Genomic DNA, 20,919 nt, shown 5'->3' with positions numbered 1-20,919 from the left:
TTCCTATATTTTCGTCTCCTTATGATTTGGTACTTATTTATACATTAACTCTTTCCAATTTTGGTTTCTCTATGGCTTCGAGTATTTTATTTACTCCCTCCAAAACAATAGAACTTGTATTTTCTAATATGCTGGCATCTTTTGTTTTAAGGTATTGCGCAGTTATCATGAATGGCTCGCACATCTCATAGATATCTTTATGCTCTTTTTGGAGTATTTCCAAAATATTTATTACAAAATCGTATTCCGAATCAGTCAATAATTTAAATATTGTGGAAATAATAATTTTTATTGTGTCTTCATTTTTTGTCTTCTTCAAGGATTCTGCAATCTCTCCAAGATTCTCAAGCGCTTTTCCTGTATTTTGTTCCTTATTATTTTTTATGGCAACGTTGAAAAGCAAATTTATTTTATTATTCATAATAATATTGTAATTTAATTTATTACCAACCTCTTCAAATATTTTAAGCACTTTTTCATAATGGTCGAGCGCTTTTATCATGTCGCCCTGTATCTGGAAGACATTGCCCATGTTGCCTAACTGGATTGCCATGCCTTCCCTGTTGCCAATCTCTTCATGTATTTTAAGCGCTTTTTCATAATGGTCGAGCGTTTTTATCATGTCGCCCTGTATCCCGAAGACATTACCCATGTTGCCTAACTGGATTGCCATACCTTCCCTGTTTCCGATCTCTTCATGTATTTTAAGCGCTTTTTCATAATGGTCGATGGCTTTTATCATGTCGCCCTGTATCCCGAAGACATTGCCCATGTTGCCGAACCGGATTGCCATACCTTCCCTGTTTCCGAACTCTTCATCTATTTTAAGCGCTTTTTCAAAATGGTCGAGCGCTTTTATCATGTCGCCCTGTATCCCGAAAACAATGCCCATGTTGCCTAACTGGCTTGCCATACCTTCCCTGTTTCCGATCTCTTCATCTATTTTAAGCGCTTTTTCATAATGGTCGAGCGCTTTTTGCATATCGCCTTGTTTCCGGAAGACAATGCCCATGTTGCCATAATCGTTTGCCATTCCTTCACTGTTATTAGTTTCTTCATGTATTTTTAAAAGTTCTTTCAGTTCTTTCAATGCATCCTCAAATTTGCCAATGTCAATATATCGATTGACTTGTTCAGGGTATAATTTCTCTTTTTCATTAGCTTCTGATATCGCACAGGACATTATCGAAATGCTTCTGGCATAATTATAAGATTCAACAAAATTCCCCATCGAATAATTTTTCTGGTATTGTGATGCGTATAAAGAAATCTTATTTTTCATGTCTCCAAGGTCATACCATATCTTAAGAAATGTGACAATATATTCAATCCGTCGTCTCAGGACTCCCAGATATCTCATCTGGTACCATATAACAAAGAGCCTATCGGAAATCTCATAAAAGCTCTTCTTCCTTTTTCTTTCGCCGTCCTCCTTGATTTGAAGAATATTCAAATCCTTCAATCTTGTGAATTGTGATGTTATGACGGTTGGCTTCCATCCGACCTTTTTAGCTACATCTGTGGGTGAAGCAATTCCATCTGTCATCATGATAGTATCAATTATTTTCTGTTGCTGAGGCGTTAAGTCATCCATTCTATGCTTGTAATATGGAGTAAGATTATCCAAAAGTTTATTAAACGTCTTAAGGACATCCAATAACGGTTTATCTTCCAGTATCTCATATAACATTAAAACAAGCCTCGGGTATCCGCCTGTCAATTCTGTGATTGCCTTGATTTTATTCTTGTTCTCGTCGAGTTTTATTTTATCAACAATGCCATCGAATTTAGCTCTTTTAAGCAGTAAAGCTTCAACTTCTTTATCGCTGAGATTTTGCAAATGGATGGTTTTGAAGAACCTGAAAAATGCTTTGTCGTATAATGCAATCTCTTCAAAAATAGAAGTTGAAGTGCCGAGAATCATTAAAAAATTATCAGCCATCAAAATTGACCTGAGATATTCCAGTTCTTTTTCTTCAGTAATTTTTTCTGCTAAAATCTTATCGATGTTATCAATTAATAACAGGAACTGCTTGTTTTCTTTATTTGAAATATCTTTGAATATCGAAATAAGTTTATCAAGAGATTCCTTATTTCTTGATGAATCTACCTTTTCCAGTTCTTTTTTATATTCATCTTTATCTATCTTTTCTGGTTGAGAGGAATGTAAAATAATTTCAAGGATATATTTGAAAAAGTCTAAAAGACCAAAAATACCGTACTGCTCTTCTGGAACATTTACGGTTATCCATTTACTTTGCAGTTGTGATGAATCATGGACTTTATTTTCCACCATCCGCAGCATATTGGTTTTTCCGATGCCTCTTGCACCCAATAATATAATATGCTGAATGCTCTTTTTTCCGGTGTTATCATCTATTGTTTCAAGCAATTCACTGAGAAGTTTTTCTCTCGCTACGAAAGTACCATATAACTCAGTTTTTTCCATTTGAGACGGATTATATAACATACATATCACCTGATCATCGACGATGGGTGCCAGCGCAGCCACCAGTCTGATAAGATTTTTGATAAAAAAGAATATTTATTATCTGAACCTAATTTAATATAAAAATCCATTTCTAGGTCGTTCATTAAATTATCAAACATCGACCTATCCGATTTTGTAGTCAACATAAAAATATCATATAGCTCATCATTTGTAAGTGCGCCTGCTTTTGATAACTCTGAAATTATCGCCTTTGCACCATTTTCATTTACAGTACCGTATTCTTTTAGCCTATCTTCATAATATTCAAAATAGAATCGACAGGTTGGGCCGAGAATACGCTCGTTATATATTTTTTCGATAATTTGTGGCGTTAAATCCCCATGATGGTATCTTTTTATTTCTGAGATAAGAAGTTGTATGAAATAAGGAACTGGAGAACCCATTAGATCTAATATTTTGGTTATAATTTGTTTATTTACAGTGATGTGATTTGAGGCAGATAATTCTTTAATAAATTCTTTCGCAATTTCTTCATCAAATGGTTCAATGAGTTCGGTTCTAAAATCATTAAAAACTTGATTCAATGAAAAATAAGTTAATTCATTCTTTCCAATTATACCCTTTTCCAAAAGCAAATCTGGAATATTTCGATAAACAGTAAAAATATTCCGTGAACCTGCAATAATAAATCTGATATTCTTAATATTCAAGTCCAGACGTAATGACCTGAACAATTCCAAGAATATTTTAGTTTCATAATATTTCCCGTTGTCTATCATGTGTTTTAGTAAAGAAGGGAACTCATCAAATAAAAACAGAATTTTTTCACCACTTTCATTGGCTAATTTATCTATTTTTATAATACACCGTACAGATTCTTCTTTCCAGTGTTTTTCTACTGATTCTCGAAGTCCTATTTTAATCTCGGACAATTCGATTTCAGAAATATGCTCTTTTATCTTACCGATTATCTCTCCGGGAAGCTGAGGAATAAAATGCGCACAATCTTTAATTTTTAATCTTACGTTTCTGTTTTTGAGTATTTCGATTAATAACGTCGCAAAAAACTCATAAGGGTCTTCCAATTTTTCACAATCAATATAGATTACTTTGAATCCTTCTTTGGGTTCATCATACATTTTCAGCATTATTCCTGATTTTCCAAATCTGCGTGGTCCGACCAGAAAAATATTATGGGATTCCGCTATCTCCCACAGTTCTTTTATCAAATCTTCACGATCATAGAAATTCTCATCCCTTGGAATTGGTCCAACTATTTCCTTTATCATGCATACCACTTTTAGTATTGTTTGTTATGCAACAAACTTGTTATGCAACATAATTGTTGGATTATTACATAAGTCTTTTGGTAGAAAGCATATATGTCTGAATCTTATAAACTATAGGCACTGCATGTTTATATTTCTTATATATGCAAAGTGAAAGTAATCTTAAAAGATGAACCGAACTCAAAATAGCCGATGTCTACATATCGTTTTCTTCAAGTTCTATATGTTGTTCAAATGTAAAAAATAGACATACTTCTCTTCATGACTCGAAGAATTTTCGGATAATAACCGCTAAATCCCCTTCACTGCAACCTTCCCCAAAAATTCGGATGCCGCCCTCCTTTCATAGTACCTTCTATCAAGATACCTTGACATCAAGCGCTGCTCAAAATCTATTTTCTCCATCCTATCCCTGACAAACAGGTGATGATTTGCCTTTATTATTTCATAATTAAGAGAGAGCGGCGCATCGTTCATAGCCACAAGGTCAACCTTATCTGTTTTTAAAAGGGCTGCTATATCGCCAATTAGATTCAGCTGCAGCTTAAATATCTCTTTTTTGCTCAAAGAGTCATCGAACTGCACCGCTATATCCACATCGCTCAACTTTCCTGCTTTTCCTTTCGCCGCCGAGCCGAAGAGATACGCAAGCTTAACATGCTCCTGCTTGCTGAAAAATGCCGCAAGTATAGTATTCTGCTCACTTATTATTAGAAGGTCGTTTTCATTTTGAATTTGTGTCATTATTTGCTAAGAATATTAGAATCTTGATATTTAAGATATGGCATGTCTCACGATTATGACATCGAATTTTTCTGCAATTTTAAAATCATCTCCCCTTGAACCCGGGCTTTCTCTTCTCCAGAAATGCATTTATCCCTTCCAAATGATCCTCTGATGCAAAGCACTCGGAAAATGAAACCATCTCCATCTCAAGCCCTTTCTTTATCTCCAGATTCTTATTTATCAGACTTTTAGCTATTTTGATATTTATCGGGCTTTTCTGCGCCAGAACCGTCGCCATCTCCACTGCCTTATCCATCAGTTCTTCATCATTCACAAGGCTGTTTACAAGCCCGATGGAAAGAGCCTCCTTGGCATCTATGCTCCTGCCTGTAAAAATCATTTCCTTCGCATTCCCTATCCCAACAAGTCTGGTAAGCCTCTGCGTGCCCCCAAAACCGGGAATAAGACCGAGATTTATTTCAGGCAGACCGAGCTTTGCGCTGTCACCTGCTATTCTCAAATCGCAGGCAAGAGCCAGTTCGCAACCTCCTCCCAGGGCATACCCCTTTACTGCCGCAATCACAGGCTTTTCCATATTTTCCACCCTGTTAAAGACTTTGTGACCCAGCCTGGAAAACACCTCTGCCTCCTCAGGATGCTTCTCCTTTAATTCCTTTATGTCCGCCCCAGCGCAGAAGTTTTTTTCTCCTGTTATAATTATAGCCCTAATCTTATCATCATTTTCAAGTTCATCCAGAGAATCTTCCAGTTCCCCCAGCATTTTTGTATCCAGAATGTTCATAGCTGGCTTATCCAAAATGATAATTCCGATTTCCTTTTTCTTCTCTATTTTTATGTGTTCATTTGTATTCATAAAATCCTTCTCCGCTTTTTCTCCCGAGCTTTCCGCTGGCTACCATTTTCCGAAGTAACGGGCAGGGTCTGTATTTCTCTCCTAACTTATTATGAAGAACCTCAAGTATATCAAGGCAGATATCAAGACCCACAAAATCCGCGAGTTCGAGCGGACCCATAGGATGGTTTGCTCCCAGCTTCATAATGCTGTCTATGCCTTCTTTTGAAGCTATTCCTTCCTGAAGGCAAAAGATTGCATCGTTTATCATGGGCATGAGTAAGCGGTTTGAGACAAAGCCTGGAGAATCATTGACCACAACAGGTGTCTTTCCCATTTTTTTTGCAACAGCAGTTATTATGTCTATTGTTTCCTGCGATGTGCTAAGACCACGAACCACCTCTACAAGTTTCATAATATACGCAGGGTTCATGAAATGCATACCAGCGAAGCGCTCAGGTCTTCCTGTGACATTAGCAAGCCGGGCTATTGGTATAGAGGAGGTATTTGTGGCGAAAATCGTTTCGTTTGCACATATCCTGTCGAGTTCCTCGAAAATCTCTTTTTTTATGTCCTCTTTTTCTACCACAGCCTCGATTATAAGGTCAGCATATCGTAGTTCTTCCAGACGTGCGGTGGTTTTAATATTCGAGAGGATTCGCTCTTTCTCTTTGCTCTCAAGCTTCCCTTCACCCACCCTCTTTTCCAGCCTTTCTCTTATTTTCGCAAATCCGGAGCTTGCGTATTCTTCTTTCACATCCTCCAGAACTACCTCAAAACCGCTCTGTGCTGCCACCTGGGCTATGCCGCCTCCCATGGTTCCAGCGCCTATCACTCCTATCTTTCCTATTTCCATGCGTAACCTCATTTTAATGCCAGGCGTGCTATTAAAAGCCTCAATATATCCGAAGTCCCTTCGCCGACGGTGAGCAGTCTTGCAGCCTGCCTTGCAGGATTCTGTCCCAAGCCTGCGGAAACCACATTGGACATGAATACCTCCCCCCGATACATCTAATTTATCGTTAATTATATATCAATTTTTGGATTAGCTTAATAAGCATTCGAGGGTATTATATATAAGGGGAAACCATGGATTTTGCTTTGACTGAAGAACAGGAACTTTTCAGGAAGTCTGCCAGAGAGTTCTGCGAGAAAAAGCTTGCTCCCCGTGCTTCGCAAATCGATGAGGGAAAAGAGATTCCCCCTGAAGTCTTAAAAGATATGGCAGCCTTCGGGCTTCTTGGCATAACCGTTTCAGAAAAATACGGCGGGAAAGGTGCAGACTTCACCACAGCAGCAATAGCGGCACAGGAGATAGCCAGGGCAGACATAAGTATGGCCACTGCTGTTTATTATCTTGTCGAGGCGGGCTGGGGTTTCCTGCTGGATAAATACGGGAGAGAGGAAGCCAAAGATGAAATTCTGCATGATGTAACAAAAGGAAAAACCTTCCTTGGCATAGCCTCGACCGAGGCTTCCGGGGGCTCAGATATTGCCTCCATATCCACTTCTCTTGAAAACAAGGACGGGAGATTCATCGTAAACGGCGCAAAGACCTACATAAGCGGCGTGAGGGAAGCCGCCAGGTACGGAGGCGGGTATGTGACAGTTGTAAAGACTGACCCGAAACTCGGGCACAGGGGTTTATCACTCTGCTATCTTCCTGTAAAAGATACACCCGGAGTAGCTACCGGTACCATTAAACAGATGGGCAGGGAAGGAATGTCCAATGGCACCATAGTGATAAAGAATGCAGAGATCCCGGCACATTACCTCATAGGGGAATGGAATAAGGGATTCTATTATGCCATGGAAGGGTTCAACTGTGCAAGGACGCTTGTGTCTGCCGCATGCATAGGCGCGGCTGAAAAAGCGTTAGAGTCAGGAATTGAGTATATCAAAGAGAGACAGGTTTTCGGCTCTCCCCTTGCAAGGTTTGAAGGAATACAATTCCAGCTTGCAGAGGATTATTTAAAACTTGAATCTGCAAGACTTCTTGTCTATAAGGCGGCCTGGATGCTTGACGAGAACAGGTTCAGCCGCGGGGAAATGAATAAAGCGGTGGCAGCAGCCAAGCTTATCGCCCCGACAGCGGCTTTTGATATCATCAGGGATGTTATGATATGGCACGGGGCATACGGCTACACCAAAGGAGCAGGACTGGAGCGCGGTTTGAGGGGCGTGGCTTCCTACATAATGGGGGCAGAGGGCGCCCAGAATATCATGAGGGTGATAATTGCCAGGGAACTTCTGGGGAAGGAATTCTCTGGTTAGTGAACGAAATCGTTATAAATGAGTTTAACCTAATCCTCGCCGATGGATTACTGGTTAGGCAGCATAATTAGCGATTATTCGTTATATCAAATTATTGAAGGGCTAATAATAATACTTTCCATGGTCATGATTTTTTTGTTTATTCAAATAGCTCTTGCATGGAGACGCCTGAGAGCCGTAAATCTAAATGAGGTAATTTTACAAAGAGGCAGTTTCATTCGAAGCATTATATTTATTTTTATTACTGCAATTTTTATGCTCATCCACGAACTTTTCGAAGGTCTTGATGGATTCTCACTGGATTTTACGTCTTATGAATTTCTTGAACTTATAGCATTTTCTGGATTAGTACTGTTTTTTTATGAATGGTATAAAATATTGAGTAAACAAAAAAAAGCTCTTAAGGCGAATTAAAGTTTAATTTTTATACTTGTCATATGCTCTCTTTAAGTTACAAAAGCTTATGAAACATGGGAGTCAAGTTATTCGGCGAGGAATACAATAATGAATTTTAAAGGAAGCAGAACTGAAAAGAACCTTCTTGCAGCCTTTGCCGGGGAATCCCAGGCAAGGAACCGCTATACCTATTTTGCAGGCGCGGCAAGAAACGAAGGACTGGAACAGGTTTCAGGTATTTTCCTTGAAACTGCAGAGAATGAAAAAGAGCATGCCAAGGTATTTTTCCAGCACCTTCAGGGTGGGAACGTTGAAATAACGGCAATGTACCCGGCAGCGGTGATTGGAAAGGCAGTGGATAACTTACTTGCAGCGGCGGAAGGTGAGAAACTTGAATGGGGAACTCTCTATCCCGGATTTGCAGGTATTGCAGAGGAAGAAGGATTCCCAAAAGTGGCAGAATCATTTACTGAAATAGCCGAAGTGGAGCATTTTCATGAATGGCGGTACAGGGAGCTTTTAAAGAATGTAAAAGCAGGTTCGGTATTCAAGAAGGACAAAACTGTAAAATGGCACTGCAGGAACTGCGGATATATCCATGAAGGCACGGAAGCGCCAAAAGTATGCCCTGCGTGCAAACATCCCCAGTCATATTATGAGGTGCTGGCTGAGAACTGGTAGGGTACAATGAGAATGGAGGGCGGCGCTCTGGATTGCGATATTAAACTCTGCGATTCCCTGTGCTGCCGCAACTGTGCTGTCCTGACACAAGAAGAAGTAGCAGAGTTGATAGCAAAAGTCAGGAAAGAGTACGCACTTGAACTTTCGCCGAGAAAATATTTCAGGCAGGCAAAGGGCGAGCATGGGATATACTTTGCAGTAAAGATGATTAAAGGCAAGTGCATATTTTTGAATAAGGAGAAACGATGCCGCATATACAGATGCCGTCCTGCGTTATGTGAGTTGTACCCGGTTATTGATGTGGAGGCTGTGGATGAGCGCTGCCCGATTGTGAATAAACTGACGCAGGAGAAGCTTGAGGCTCTAAAGAAGCGATACGAAACTGAAGTGGATGAAAGGATAAAACAGGAGCAGACTTTCAGGTTTATTTGAGCTACGCAAGAACCATTTCTTTTTCGGGAATGTTTATTTTCTGTTTAGAAACCTGAAGCTCTGCGATTCTTATATTCAGCGCATTAAGGAATTTGACAAGCCTCTTTACCACAGCATCGTCTCTGTTGATCTGATATAACTTGGCATTCCCTCCCTGCCGTGTCATTGTGACCAACCCGAGTTCTTCCAGCAGTGGCAGTGCCTTCATGAGCGTTGTGTAATGGATGCCTGCCTCATCCGCTATGTCGGTGAGCGTTAGGTCTATGTCCTGGTATTCCCAGAGGACATCAAGTATTTTGGCTGTTGCAGAGCCTGTGAAGAGTTTTTCGAGGGACATGTTATTTCTTTTCCTCATCATGCACCCACCACTCGCCCTCTAACGTGTGCTCTTTCTTCCATATAGGAATCTCAACCTTCAAACGTTCAATAGCTTCCCGCAGCACCGGGAAAAGCTGTTCCCTGTGGCTGGCTGCCACGACGATATAGACAATGTCCTCGCCAGCCTGGACGATGCCGGTTTTGTGATGAATCGCCACCTTGATGATGCCTTCTTTTTGTTTTAGCTGCGCGCATATCTCATCTATTTTCTGTCTCGCAAGCTCTTCATAACCCTCGAATTCGAGAAACTCTGTGCGGGCTTCATCTGTTACAGCTCTTACAATCCCTGTGAATGTTCCGATAGCTCCTGCTTTTTCAATATCCTTTGATCTTCGAAGCTTATGGATGAGCGAATCCAGAGTATGATATTCAGGCTGCTTCAGGATAACATTAACAAGTTCTTCAATATCAGCGCTTTCCGGGTTATCCAGTCTTTTAATAATATCAGGAGCCTCAACCTCGCCAAGCCCTATTTTAGGGAGTTTGCTGTCCTTGAATCCTTCAACCACTGCAAAATCCATTCCTGAATTTGCAAGCTCATCTAAAGCACTTGTAAGATTATTGTCGCGTGAGAATTTCACAAGTTCATTCGGGGTAACAGCCACAACGACATCGGCGCCTGCGTCGGCATGTTTTCCGGTATCGGTGTCAGGTTTGTCCAGGTTCTCAACCAACGTAGTTTTCCCTGATTTTTTATAACCCACGACCGAGATGATTCGCATAAACCGGAACTACATGGATTCAGGGGCAAAAATCCCAAGGGTATCAAGAGCATTTGCAAGCACTATTCTGGAGCAGTCGACAAGTGCCAGCCTCGCCGCCCTGAATTCAGCTTCGGCTGCAAGCACGGGTACATACCTGTAAAACTGGTTGAAGGCATCAGCAAGTTCCCTTGCATAGATAGCAAGGAGATTGGGTTTTAACTCCCTTGCTGCGATATCGATTGCATTTTCAAAACCTGCAAGCCTTTTTATAAGCGCAATTTCCTGTTCCTCAAGGAGGAGATTGGTATCGAAATTTTCATAGGCAATCCCCTCGTCCTGAGCATTCTTAAGGATACTGCACGCTCTTGCATGTGCATACTGTATGAACGGCGCGCCCTGCTTTTCAAAGTCCACGGCGTCAGCCCAGTCAAAGGTAGTTGCTTTTTCAGGAGAGACACGGACAATATCATACCTCACTGCCCCTATGCTTACAAAAGCTGCCACTTTCTTTTTAAATTCCTCATCTGTATCAGGACGCTTTTTACTTACCTCCATGTATGCAGCTTTTTCAACCTCGTCCAGCAATTCGTCAGCCGAAATAAAAACCCCGCGCCTTGTACTCATAGAGCCTTCTGGTAATGAGACGAATTCAAAAATCACGATTTCCGGCTCCTCTATGCCGAGAATTCTAAGCATTGCTTTTAATTGCGATGAAATGAGCTTGTGGTCAGCTCCGAGAATATCAATCATCCTGTCGCACTGCGCGGCTTTCCATTCATGGTATGCAAGGTCGCGGGTTGTGTAGAGGGACGTGCCATCCGAGCGCTGTATCACCAGGAGTTTCTGAATTCCCATATCATTTAAGTCAACCATGAGCGCTCCATCCCTCACTTCAGCACGCTCATTTTGTTTTATGCTGTCTATAATCCTGTTGACATCGCCAGCGCGCACGAACTGGGACTCCCAGATGAATTTATCATGGTGTATATTCATGCGCTGAAGGGATTCTTTTATCCCCTGCATGGCGGTATCTATGGCATCCTTGAATTTTTTGATGGTCGTTGATTCGCCACTCTCATATTTTTTCATGATGCTATCCACTTCTGGAGAGTGCTCTTTTTCATCCACGAGCGATTTGTTGGCATTGATATACACCTCTGCGATTGCATGGTCTTTTTTCCTGGTTTTGTCGAACTTGAAGTTCGAAAGCCCCCATACAACTACTGCAATCTGCCGTCCCATATCGTTTATATAATACTGCGTCTCAACATCGAAGCCGGCACGCTTCAATATCCTGGCAAGGGTATCCCCTATTACCGAGTTTCTTATGTGACCGATATGCAACGGACCGTCGGGGTTTGCCGATGTATGCTCGAGGATTACTTTTCCTTTGTTATTCAGATTTCCAAAATTCTCTCTTTCAAGTAAGACACGCAGCAGAGTTTCGTTTAAGAAGATGCGGCTTACAAAAAAGTTGATGTAAGGTCCTGTAATTTCTGCCCGATCTATATAAGAGTCAGGCGGTATTTTGAAGTTCTTATATATCTTTTCACATATCTCTTTTGGGCTTCGCTTATATTTTGGGGCTAACTTAAACGCCACAGAGGAGGAGATATCTGCATGAGGGGATTCGCTCAAAGCCATGTCGTTTGTTTCAAATCCCGCCTTTGCTGCTGCATTGGATAATAGCGATGAAACTTCATCCTTGAATCTCAGGAACATAAGCGGTTTACGTCAGCTTAGTACATAATTTTTTCTTAATCAGAGCAAGCGTTATCTTTATGGTAAATAATAACATATCCAATATGGTAAACTATGTGGTAACAATAAAATGATAACTGTATTCAGACGTGGTTTGAAAAACTATTATAACCCTTGAAACTATAGTCATATTTTACAAGGAGACGATGTAATGGGCATCCTTATATATTCTACCAGAAACTGTCCGAATTGCAGGGTACTGAAGCAGTTTCTGGCAAACAAAAATGTACCATTTACTGAGGTAGATATGGCTACCCCGGCAGCACTTACTGAGCTGCGCATGAATGGAGTATTCACCATGGCTGCGCCGGTGCTGCAAATAGGCAATAAATTCCATACATACAACGAGCTGTTTGTGCAGGACAGGATCAACCAGAGCATGCTGGAATCCCTCCTTAACGATGTCAAGTAGCATTACAATGAACCTGCTTAGCAGGTTTCGAAAACTGGGCTAAACTCACTGAACGGGTACTATCAACAAAGAAGGAGAAAACTATGGGTAAATATATTGAAGTTCAAATATTGAATCTTATAGAGGAACATAAAGAGGAGCTTTTAGAGGCGTTTCTGCGAGAAAAAGGGCAATTCGCAAATAAAAAAATCCAGACAACAAAAGAAGTCGAGACCATCCAGAAAACGCTCGGCGGCTCTTTAGTCTCTGCCATACCCAAGGTCAGAACAACCGACGGTCACCTGATGGACTGGGACAGGAACACCATCGTCAAGCAGCTTCTAAAAGAGACAAAACTCAGCGAGCAGTTCCACGGAAATGCAGCAATTACAGAAGAGGAAGCCAGGGAAATAGCAAAGGAAACCGAGAAAAGAATAAAGGGCATGGGCGTAAAATTCCTCTCGGGTCCATTAGTACGCGAACTGGTCAATATTATACTTCTTGAACGCGGGCACACCGAATGGCGCAACATCTCAACACGCGTGGGTACGCCTGTTTACGATGCCTACAAAATCGATATGGGTACGGGTTTTGAGGCAAGGGACAATGCAAACCTCCAGGAGAACGCTGAAACAAGCCATAAAAAGAAAGCTGATAAGATGAGCAAGGAGCAGTACCTTCTGATGCTGCCGCCAAGACTTGCGGATGCGCATCTTAACGGGGATATCCATATCCACGACCTTGAATATCTCGGGACGCGCGCATTCTGCCAGGACTGGGATCTCCGGTACTTCTTTTATTACGGGCTCATGCCTGACGGAAGCGGCACGAAGGCAAGTGTGGCTGGACCTGCAAAGAAAGCCGAGGTGGCGATACTCCATGCCGTGAAAGCTCTTGGAAGCGCGCAGACCAACTTTGCAGGCGGACAGGGATTCTATAATTTCCTCACCTTCCTGGCGCCTTACTTTGAGGGCATGGGCTACAACGAAATCGAGCAGCTCATGCAGATGTTTGTTTACGAGATGACACAGATGATGGTGGCACGCGGGGGACAACTCGTTTTCTCCTCTGTCCAGCTCTCCCCCGGCGTCCCTTTACTCTGGAAGGATAAGCCTGTAGTCTATAAAGGCAAGATATGGGATGGGGAACAGGCGCCAAAGCGTACCTACGGAGAATTCGAGCGCGAGGTTCGCCTGTCTTTTGAGGCGCTGATGAACGTGATGCTCAAAGGCGATTACTGGGGAAAGCCTTTCAACTTCCCCAAACCCGAGATAAGCATAGAGCCAGATTTCATGGTGGAGGATGAGGAGTTCAACCGCTCGCATCCTGAGTTTTTAAGCTATTATGAACTGTATACCAAGGCTTTTGAACTCGCGGCTAAGTTCGGCACGCCCTATTTTGATAACCAGCTTCCCGAGTACCGGGGCGCTGGTAAAGGAATAAGCTGCTACCAGTGCTGTGCCTACAACTTCTCTTCCTCCCATGAGAAGGATTCCGAATTCGAGGACAAGCTGTATTTCAGGGAGGGGAAGCATTTCTCGATGGGAGCCTGGCAGGTGGTTTCGCTTAACTGCCCGCGCGCAGCGTACAATGCCAACAGGAACGACGAGGCGCTCTTTTCCGAATTGAAGAAAATGATGGATATGTGCGTGGATCTCTTCAAGGTGAAGAAGCAATGGATGGATATCGTTATCAAGAACAACAGGATGCCCTTCGTAACGCAAAGACCCAAGGATCCAATGACATTGCAGCACGGCGAGATTGCGGTTGATACCAGGGGGCTTGTGTACACCATAGGCGTGGTCGGGATTAACGAGATGGTGCAGCACCATACCGGAAAGCAGGTTTATGAGAGCGAGGACGCGCGTAGGCTTGCCATCCGCGCCATGTTCGAGATGAAGTTCTATGCGAAGGAGCTTTCGGAAAAGCACGGCATGGAGATTGCGCTTGCAAGAACGCCGGCAGAAACCACGGCGCAGAGGTTTGCGGTTTCCGATCTACTTCACAAGGAATACAGGAAGTGTGCAGAGCCAATCATCAAGGGCAACGTGCCTGAGGCGCTGGCGCGCATCCATGAGACGCGCGACCTGCCTGTTTATTACACCAACGGCACCCACGTTCCTCCGGGTGCCGACATCTCATTACCCCAGCGCATCAAGCTTGAGGAGACCTTCTTCCCTATCGTGGACGGGGGCAACATACTGCACATCTGGCTTGGCGAGGCTGCGCCCGACGCTCACGGATTGATGGAGTTTGCCATGAACATCGCGAAGAACACGCAGGTAGGGTATTTTGCCTTCACGAAGGACATGACTGTGTGCATGGATGATTTCCATGTGGCGTCAGGGCTTCTGGATGAGTGCCCCAACTGCGAGAGCGATAATGTGGAGCACCTGAGCAGGGTGACGGGGTATGTGCAGGCGGTCTCGGGGTGGAATGAGGGGAAGAAGCAGGAGCTGAAGGACAGGAAGAGGTACGGGGTGGGGGTGGGAGGGGCGATGTGAAAGATAACAAGTTTTACAAACTTATAGAAGAGTGGGGACTAAATTCTAATTCTATAAAAACAAATTTTGAGGAGGGACTCAAATACCAATAATAAGGATGGGTCGTGAAAGAGAGTCTCTCACCTATACTGGGGAAGCTTTTAAGAATGCAGTTAGGCAATATCTTGAATCTCTGGGCTATAGTCAGACCACTGATTCGTATATAGAGGGACATCTTCAAGATATGGTGTTTGTAAATCGTGATGTCGGTCCTGGACGACTTTTTTATGTTGAAGCCAAAGCCACAAAAGTTAGTTTAAGACAAAAAGATTTTTGCAGCGAATTAATGGATTATCTTTTCCTATGGCTCAGAATGCCAAGAGAAAATAGGTTTAAGCTTCTGATATTTATTCAAGAAGAATCTAATCCACGCTGGTGGGATGCAATATTAGGTAATGAGTTTGATGAGACAATTTTAAAAGAATGGATTGAAGAGAACAAAGTTCATTTGTCCGATAAAAAACGATTGGAATTTGAGAATTTTCCCTGGATTGAAATACTTTCTTTTTTTAAAGAGACTGATGCATATTCAGGGCCTGCCTATCGTCTGGAGATAGCATCCGAGGAAAAAAGAAAAACCAGTGCATTATCTCCACCCAGAAAAGCAAAAGGTTTGTTGGAAGAATCAGAACGAAGAAATAATCTGATTAATGAAAAGTGTGAACTCGTTTCCAATCTCTTGAGAATAGAATTACCTGAATATATAACTATAATCAAAAGTAAATATAAGTACCCTGAAGAAATCTGGGACTTATTTAATCACCCTTTTAAACTTGAGGGAAATATCCTCTATACTTTTTGTCCACCAGATAAAAGTTTATTTAATGGAATAGCTTTGGGCGAACCAGAAACTCTTGAAACCCGAATACTATTATCCTCTAATCCTCAAAAATTAGTTACTTTGATAAATTATCATTTAAATAAAATCTTACGTTTTCGTGGAATGAAGAAGTACAAAGATGTTTATTTCTTTGAACCTTTCATTGATGAAAATAAAATTGGGGAAAGGTATATTGATTCAATGAATGGTAAGAAAAGACGGGTGGCTCGTCCAATATTTACTAAGGAAAATGATTCTGAGCCAAATTATGTTTTCCATTCAGCAGTTAAAGTCAATGCAAAAATTTATTGGGATAATTTTTATGTTCAGGTTTCTCCTGTCAGGCATTATACATCAGACGGCAGGATTTCAATAGATGGGGAAAATAAAGATAGACTTGATAGATACTTCCGTAATCCACTTTATAATAGAAATTCAATGTACTTATCCAAGATAAAGTTCTGGAAATATTATTTGTTTGAAAGGGAGTCTGAAGATCAATCTATGAATTGCTGGTTTAAACGGTTCAAATTTGGGGACTTTGAAAGCATCGGTGTCTTGGGAATTCCGCAATCTTTAGATAAAGAGCAAAGAAGTCTTTCTGAATATGGAGATGGAAATGACTCTTGAAGCGAGAATAATTCCTGAACCAAAGCTTTTTTTTGGAGAAAACAAAACGACAATAGATCCAAAAGTTGGGCTTATGAATTTTGGACCGAGTGGTCTATCTAGCAGTATGGATTCAACTTCGATTTCTGTAGGTGTTATTGGCACAATGGATTCATTGGAGCTCCTAAAAGATTGGCTAGATCGCTTAAAATGGAGAATTGAAGGAACGGATATAGAAGATTCGAATGTAAGAGGCATAGATTTTCCAGGATTATCAAAGGATAGCCCATTTAGATTTGAGATTGAAATCGATGAGTCCAATATTGAAATTATCAGTCAAGAGGAGTTGAATTTGGCACTCACACCAACTGATAGAAAAGAAAGGATATTAAGAGCAGTTGAATTGTATAAACGGAAATTTTTGGACATAGCTGGGAATCATCCTCCGCCGAGGATTGTATTATTACCACTTTCTGAAAAATTAATGAATTCTTGTAAGGATAGCAGGTATAAGGTGGATAAAATAGTGTATGAACGAAGAACTTTTGATGGTTCGAAGAATCTATTTAATACGCCAGTCTTTGATTTTCACAATGTAATGAAGGTGATAGCATTTACTCATAATATGGTAACACAAATTATCAGACCGAGAACTCTCAAATTTTCGAGCGACTCTCAAGACCCTGCAACAATAGCTTGGAATTTTGCAGTGGCTACTTATTACAAAGGAACAGGATTTCCTTGGAAGCTGGCTGATATTGATAGCAAGACGTGTTATGTTGGGATATCTTTCTATCAGGAGATTTCAGAAGAATGCATGTCGATGAGAACAAGCATGGCACAAATCTTTCTTAGAACCGGAGAGAGCCAGGTTATTAGAGGAAAACCTTTTTCATGGGATGTGACCCAAGGCTTAACGCCAACACTAACCTCTGAACAGGCATCCGAAATTATGGAGGATGTATTATCCCTTTTTAAAAGACAACAAGGTCAATTACCAAATAGAGTAGTCATTCACAAATCCTCTTCTTTCACAACTGAAGAAATAGATGGTTTTAATGAAACAAATTCTGAAATAGAGCTTGTAGATTATTTGCATATTATCGATAATGCAGGAGTGCGTATCTATCCATCTGGGTATGAATACCCAGCAATACGAGGGACTTTCTTTGGAGATCAAAACAAATGGTTTTTGTTTACTTCAGGTTTCATCCCTTCGTTGGGAACATACCTTGGAGGTAGTGTTCCGATTCCGATTGGTGTTCAGCCTTATAGAATGACCACTACTCCATATCAAATTTCAAGAGACATCTTGGCACTCACCAAATTAGATTGGAATAGTGCTGACTTCTGTAAGAGAATTCCAACAACATTATCTGTATCTAAAAAAGTCGGTAATATTCTTTCTGAAATGCGTGATCGGAATGTTAATGACCCTCCTTCTGGATATCGATATTATATGTGAACTTCAAAAGGTAAAACAATGCCACTCAACACCACACCCACCTGCGCCGGCAACCGCAGCGAGCCCGTGCTGCGCTGGCTCGGGTACAGACCCGGCACAATAAATCTGCGGTTCGTTTTTTGAGGAAGCGCCGCATATTAATAAATCAATCAATATAAAATTAATCCATCAATCTTTGCGACCTTTGCGTTCTTTGCGGTGGTGACATGCTAACCTCCTGCGCCCTCCTCTCACCAGACCCCAGCCCCCCTCTCCCGAGCGCCTCCACTGGCGCAATCTCGCCTCCTGTGCCGGCAACCGCAACGAGCCTGTGCTGCGCTGGAAGCGAAAAACACGGATGACACAGATTAAACGGATTTTCACGGATTTTGTCATCCGTGGCAATCCCATCCGTCAAATCCGTGTTCTGCTGTTGTTTCATTTTTGAGGAAGCGCCGCAGATTAATTCCAACATATTTATAGAAATACGTGCTCCAATCCTTAACGCAATCATCAACTTAAATTGGGAATCAATGGTTATTTATAAGGATATGTCATATTAATATTAGTCCGGAGAACCAATCATGGCTTTGACAGTCGATGTTAAAAAAGATTTTTCTTTACAGGAAGTGAGCAATGTAATCCGTTCAGCTTTAGCTCTGGATGAACAGATCGCAAAACATAAAAAAGCTAAATACGCCAATATCTGTAAGAATTTTGAAACTAAATACAAAATGAGCTCTGATCTTTTTATAAAAAAGTTTGATTCAGGACAATTGGACGACCGCGACGACTTTTTTGACTGGTATGCAGCAAAAAAAGGCCTTGATACATGGAGTAAAAAGCTGGATATATTATCAGGGATTAGCATATGAATTTTCGAGAGTATTACTCTCATATTGAAGCAATAATCAAAGATTGTCCCATAATTTCTCATTTTTCTATAAACGTTGATGAAATCGATACACGTACAGGATATCTAAAAGGTAAGCTGGAGTTAATAGATGGTTCAGTTCTCCATTTTATTGAATACGTCGAGATTCAGGATAACATCGTAAATCGCCTCAAATACAAATATCAATGGCAATCTGAGACCGGTGACTTAATATCACGGTGGGATAACGTGCCGCATCATCAGGAAATTGATACTTTTCCGTATCATATTCATAACGATAAAGGAGTCGATGCGTCTCACAATATGGATTTAAAAATGGTCATCGATGTAATTATGGATAAAATGTTCTCTGAAATCACATAGAAGTTTAAGAATAACATGCCGCCTAACACCACACCCACCTGCGCCCCCCCTCTCACCAAACCCCAGCCCCCCTCCCCACCGAGCGCCTCCACTGGCGCAGCCTCGTCTCTCATGCGGCAACTGCAAGCTTGTTCTGCGATGCTTCAGGTACAATAGTGAGATTTTATTGGCGCACTATCTCAATCATTTGACATGCATATGCGTAATCTCGGCACGCTATAGGCGCATGTTATATTTATGTGAAAAACATAGAAAAAGTGGTGTTCATATTAGGCGGATTTATTTAGATACATGTGCATGGTGCAGACCTTTTGATGCCCCTTCAAGTAAGCGTGTTCTGGAGGAGTCGAATGCAATTCCTGAGATCTTAAGAAGAGTTGATGCAGGTGAATTTGAAATCATAGACTCAAGCGTTTTACTCGCAGAAATATCCATGATTGCACCAAAACTAAAGGAAGAAGCCGTCCTGTCGTTTGTAAAACATGTTGCAAGAAGACATGCAATTGTTAATGATGCTGTCGAAAGATTAGCTTCAGATATCATGCGGGCATGTTCCATCGGGGCACTAGACGCATTGCATTTAGCCATTGCAATAGAAAACAAAGCTGAGCTATTTATAACAACAGATGATGTTATTTTAAATAAGACTAGATGCATATCTAAATATAAGATAACGGTTAAAAATCCATGCGAGGTCTGATATGTCCGAGGCAGCTGCAGCAGAAACACCAAAAGTAATGGAGAAGGTTTTTACCATACTCAAAAGAGAGCTAAGTGCAGAAGAATACCTAGTTTATCTTCAGGCTATAACTCCCAGAATAGGGGAAGCAACAAAAGAACTCAGAGATATCACAAAAAGAATGAGCCTTGAAGAAATACTGCGCAAGGCGAAACAGGTCGAAAAAACCCTTGGATAGTTCCTGCGCCCTCCCCTCTCACGCAAACCCCAGCCCCCCCTCTCCGAGCGCCTCCACTGGCCCAACCCTGTCTCCTGCGCCGGCAACCGCAACGAGCCTGTGCTGCGCTGGCTCAGGTGCAAACCCAACACAATAAATCTGCGGTTCGGTTTTCGCGGAAGCGCCACAAATTAATCATCTTGATTTTATAAAATCAAAATGATTCATGGAATTCAGCCCCCTCAACGCCTGCTAATGCCTCGACCCTCCCTCACGCAAACACACGGCGCCGCAAACGAGTGCTGAGGACGGGGGCGGTAATATGCTCCACAATAAAAATTACAATCGAATAAACTCTTCAACCGAATAACCCGATTCTTTTATTATAGCCCTAAGAGTCCCTTTTGGAATATCTGAACCCGGATGATTGGGGACTGTGACTCTTCTTTTTGTATCTGGATTGTACCAGATTTCATGGCTACCCTTTGCATATCTGTCAAAAACGAATCCACACTTCTTAAGCTTTTTAATGACATCAGAGGCTGTCATTGAAGGGAGTCTTGTCATGCATTTACACTAACAGGAACAGTGGTGTTAATTGTAAAACTCTTTTTTTCTTTGATTTCAAATGGAAGCGGATCCCCATGTTCTATGTACGACTCAATCAATTTTTTAGCAACATCCTGTGCAATCTCAATGGTCTCTGAGATTGTTCTCCCCTGTGCGATTAATCCCTGTAACGTATCACTTGTAGCAAGATAGCTCCCCTCATCAAGCTTTTCAATCTTAATATTTATCATGGCTTCTGACATTAAAATACCTCGATACTTAAAATCACTATTCGATGCTATAATAAGTTATTCATATAATATAACAATTACTCAGGGCAGAAGCGCCGCAGATTAATAAATTAGTCAGTATAAAATTAATCCATCAATCTTTGCGAACTTTGCGTCCTTTACGATGATGCGCATGCTGACCTCCTGCGCCCCATCTCACCAAACCCCAGCCC

24 protein-coding genes are annotated in these 20,919 nt (G+C 41.6%); 11 read left to right on the top strand and 13 right to left on the bottom strand.

Going from position 1 to position 20,919, the window contains the following annotated elements:
* Positions 1 to 37: 37 nt before the first annotated feature.
* The 6 genes from O8C68_06110 to O8C68_06085 form a co-directional block, all read right to left on the bottom strand.
* Complete coding sequence (locus O8C68_06110; GenBank protein ID MCZ7395375.1) at positions 38 to 2,449, bottom strand: tetratricopeptide repeat protein; 2,412 nt, start codon at positions 2,447 to 2,449, stop codon at positions 38 to 40.
* A gap of 26 nt (positions 2,450 to 2,475) precedes the next feature.
* Positions 2,476 to 3,741: an AAA family ATPase gene (locus O8C68_06105; GenBank protein ID MCZ7395374.1), complete on the bottom strand. Its 1,266-nt coding sequence runs from the start codon at positions 3,739 to 3,741 to the stop codon at positions 2,476 to 2,478.
* A gap of 291 nt (positions 3,742 to 4,032) precedes the next feature.
* Positions 4,033 to 4,485 (bottom strand): nucleotidyltransferase domain-containing protein, encoded by a 453-nt coding sequence (locus tag O8C68_06100; GenBank protein MCZ7395373.1) that lies wholly within the window; start codon positions 4,483 to 4,485, stop codon positions 4,033 to 4,035.
* Positions 4,486 to 4,570: 85 nt separating this feature from the next.
* Positions 4,571 to 5,341, bottom strand: a complete 771-nt coding sequence (locus tag O8C68_06095; protein MCZ7395372.1) for an enoyl-CoA hydratase-related protein — start codon at positions 5,339 to 5,341, stop codon at positions 4,571 to 4,573.
* Positions 5,328 to 6,176, bottom strand: coding sequence for a 3-hydroxybutyryl-CoA dehydrogenase (locus O8C68_06090; protein MCZ7395371.1), 849 nt, complete (start codon positions 6,174 to 6,176; stop codon positions 5,328 to 5,330). The genes O8C68_06095 and O8C68_06090 overlap by 14 nt, the downstream gene beginning before the upstream one ends.
* 8 nt (positions 6,177 to 6,184) lie before the next feature.
* Complete coding sequence (locus O8C68_06085; GenBank protein MCZ7395370.1) at positions 6,185 to 6,310, bottom strand: hypothetical protein; 126 nt, start codon at positions 6,308 to 6,310, stop codon at positions 6,185 to 6,187.
* Positions 6,311 to 6,409: 99 nt separating this feature from the next.
* Here O8C68_06085 and O8C68_06080 point away from each other — a divergent pair, with 99 nt between their 5' ends.
* The 4 genes from O8C68_06080 to O8C68_06065 all read left to right on the top strand — a co-directional run bounded on the left by O8C68_06080 (position 6,410) and on the right by O8C68_06065 (position 9,103).
* Positions 6,410 to 7,594, top strand: coding sequence for an acyl-CoA/acyl-ACP dehydrogenase (locus O8C68_06080; protein MCZ7395369.1), 1,185 nt, complete (start codon positions 6,410 to 6,412; stop codon positions 7,592 to 7,594).
* A gap of 42 nt (positions 7,595 to 7,636) precedes the next feature.
* Complete coding sequence (locus tag O8C68_06075) at positions 7,637 to 8,008, top strand: hypothetical protein (protein MCZ7395368.1); 372 nt, start codon at positions 7,637 to 7,639, stop codon at positions 8,006 to 8,008.
* A 90-nt stretch (positions 8,009 to 8,098) separates the two neighbouring features.
* Positions 8,099 to 8,671, top strand: a complete 573-nt coding sequence (locus tag O8C68_06070) for a rubrerythrin family protein (GenBank protein MCZ7395367.1) — start codon at positions 8,099 to 8,101, stop codon at positions 8,669 to 8,671.
* A 6-nt stretch (positions 8,672 to 8,677) separates the two neighbouring features.
* Positions 8,678 to 9,103 carry a YkgJ family cysteine cluster protein gene (locus tag O8C68_06065; GenBank protein MCZ7395366.1) on the top strand — a complete coding sequence of 142 codons (426 nt, stop codon included), beginning with the start codon at positions 8,678 to 8,680 and terminating at the stop codon, positions 9,101 to 9,103.
* Position 9,104: 1 nt separating this feature from the next.
* On the opposite strand, the gene O8C68_06060 is transcribed toward O8C68_06065, so the two are convergent.
* From O8C68_06060 to argS, 3 genes are read right to left on the bottom strand one after another with little or no spacing between them, the layout of a single operon-like run.
* Positions 9,105 to 9,461, bottom strand: a complete 357-nt coding sequence (locus tag O8C68_06060) for a winged helix-turn-helix domain-containing protein (GenBank protein MCZ7395365.1) — start codon at positions 9,459 to 9,461, stop codon at positions 9,105 to 9,107.
* Positions 9,442 to 10,203: a molybdopterin synthase gene (locus O8C68_06055; protein MCZ7395364.1), complete on the bottom strand. Its 762-nt coding sequence runs from the start codon at positions 10,201 to 10,203 to the stop codon at positions 9,442 to 9,444. The genes O8C68_06060 and O8C68_06055 overlap by 20 nt, the downstream gene beginning before the upstream one ends.
* 9 nt (positions 10,204 to 10,212) lie before the next feature.
* Entirely contained in the window at positions 10,213 to 11,907 is a 1,695-nt protein-coding gene (argS, locus tag O8C68_06050; protein MCZ7395363.1) for an arginine--tRNA ligase, read from the bottom strand.
* Between the two features lie 190 nt (positions 11,908 to 12,097).
* Between argS and O8C68_06045 the strand changes: the two genes are divergently transcribed.
* From O8C68_06045 to O8C68_06030, 4 genes are all read left to right on the top strand, one after another.
* A complete protein-coding gene (locus tag O8C68_06045; GenBank protein MCZ7395362.1) occupies positions 12,098 to 12,358 on the top strand; it encodes a glutaredoxin family protein in 261 nt (86 codons plus the stop codon).
* Between the two features lie 83 nt (positions 12,359 to 12,441).
* On the top strand, positions 12,442 to 14,841 hold the full coding sequence (gene nrdD, locus O8C68_06040) for an anaerobic ribonucleoside-triphosphate reductase (GenBank protein MCZ7395361.1): 2,400 nt from the start codon (positions 12,442 to 12,444) through the stop codon (positions 14,839 to 14,841).
* Between the two features lie 97 nt (positions 14,842 to 14,938).
* Positions 14,939 to 16,330: a hypothetical protein gene (locus O8C68_06035; GenBank protein MCZ7395360.1), complete on the top strand. Its 1,392-nt coding sequence runs from the start codon at positions 14,939 to 14,941 to the stop codon at positions 16,328 to 16,330.
* On the top strand, positions 16,308 to 17,774 hold the full coding sequence (locus tag O8C68_06030; GenBank protein MCZ7395359.1) for a hypothetical protein: 1,467 nt from the start codon (positions 16,308 to 16,310) through the stop codon (positions 17,772 to 17,774). The genes O8C68_06035 and O8C68_06030 overlap by 23 nt, the downstream gene beginning before the upstream one ends.
* Before the next feature lie 160 nt (positions 17,775 to 17,934).
* On the opposite strand, the gene O8C68_06025 is transcribed toward O8C68_06030, so the two are convergent.
* Positions 17,935 to 18,228: a hypothetical protein gene (locus O8C68_06025; protein ID MCZ7395358.1), complete on the bottom strand. Its 294-nt coding sequence runs from the start codon at positions 18,226 to 18,228 to the stop codon at positions 17,935 to 17,937.
* A gap of 109 nt (positions 18,229 to 18,337) precedes the next feature.
* On the opposite strand from O8C68_06025, the gene O8C68_06020 reads away from it, so the two are divergent.
* Positions 18,338 to 18,628 carry a hypothetical protein gene (locus O8C68_06020; GenBank protein MCZ7395357.1) on the top strand — a complete coding sequence of 97 codons (291 nt, stop codon included), beginning with the start codon at positions 18,338 to 18,340 and terminating at the stop codon, positions 18,626 to 18,628.
* A gap of 316 nt (positions 18,629 to 18,944) precedes the next feature.
* Here the strand turns inward: O8C68_06020 and O8C68_06015 are convergent, their stop codons facing one another.
* Positions 18,945 to 19,124, bottom strand: a complete 180-nt coding sequence (locus O8C68_06015; protein MCZ7395356.1) for a hypothetical protein — start codon at positions 19,122 to 19,124, stop codon at positions 18,945 to 18,947.
* A gap of 113 nt (positions 19,125 to 19,237) precedes the next feature.
* Between O8C68_06015 and O8C68_06010 the strand changes: the two genes are divergently transcribed.
* Both O8C68_06010 and O8C68_06005 read left to right on the top strand, forming a co-directional pair.
* The gene (locus tag O8C68_06010) at positions 19,238 to 19,711 is read left to right on the top strand and encodes a PIN domain-containing protein (protein ID MCZ7395355.1); all 474 of its coding nucleotides are present in this window, start codon (positions 19,238 to 19,240) and stop codon (positions 19,709 to 19,711) included.
* 1 nt (position 19,712) lies between these two features.
* Complete coding sequence (locus O8C68_06005) at positions 19,713 to 19,928, top strand: hypothetical protein (protein ID MCZ7395354.1); 216 nt, start codon at positions 19,713 to 19,715, stop codon at positions 19,926 to 19,928.
* Between the two features lie 318 nt (positions 19,929 to 20,246).
* Here O8C68_06005 and O8C68_06000 read toward each other — a convergent pair whose 3' ends face one another.
* Together O8C68_06000 and O8C68_05995 are read right to left on the bottom strand one after the other, a co-directional pair.
* On the bottom strand, positions 20,247 to 20,474 hold the full coding sequence (locus O8C68_06000) for a type II toxin-antitoxin system HicA family toxin (GenBank protein MCZ7395353.1): 228 nt from the start codon (positions 20,472 to 20,474) through the stop codon (positions 20,247 to 20,249).
* On the bottom strand, positions 20,471 to 20,719 hold the full coding sequence (locus O8C68_05995) for a type II toxin-antitoxin system HicB family antitoxin (protein MCZ7395352.1): 249 nt from the start codon (positions 20,717 to 20,719) through the stop codon (positions 20,471 to 20,473). Before O8C68_05995 ends, O8C68_06000 begins: the two co-directional genes overlap by 4 nt.
* Positions 20,720 to 20,919 lie beyond the last annotated feature (200 nt).

This window comes from Candidatus Methanoperedens sp. (assembly GCA_027460525.1).
GTDB lineage: Archaea > Halobacteriota > Methanosarcinia > Methanosarcinales > Methanoperedenaceae > Methanoperedens.
This window is presented reverse-complemented; position numbering and strand designations above follow the sequence as displayed.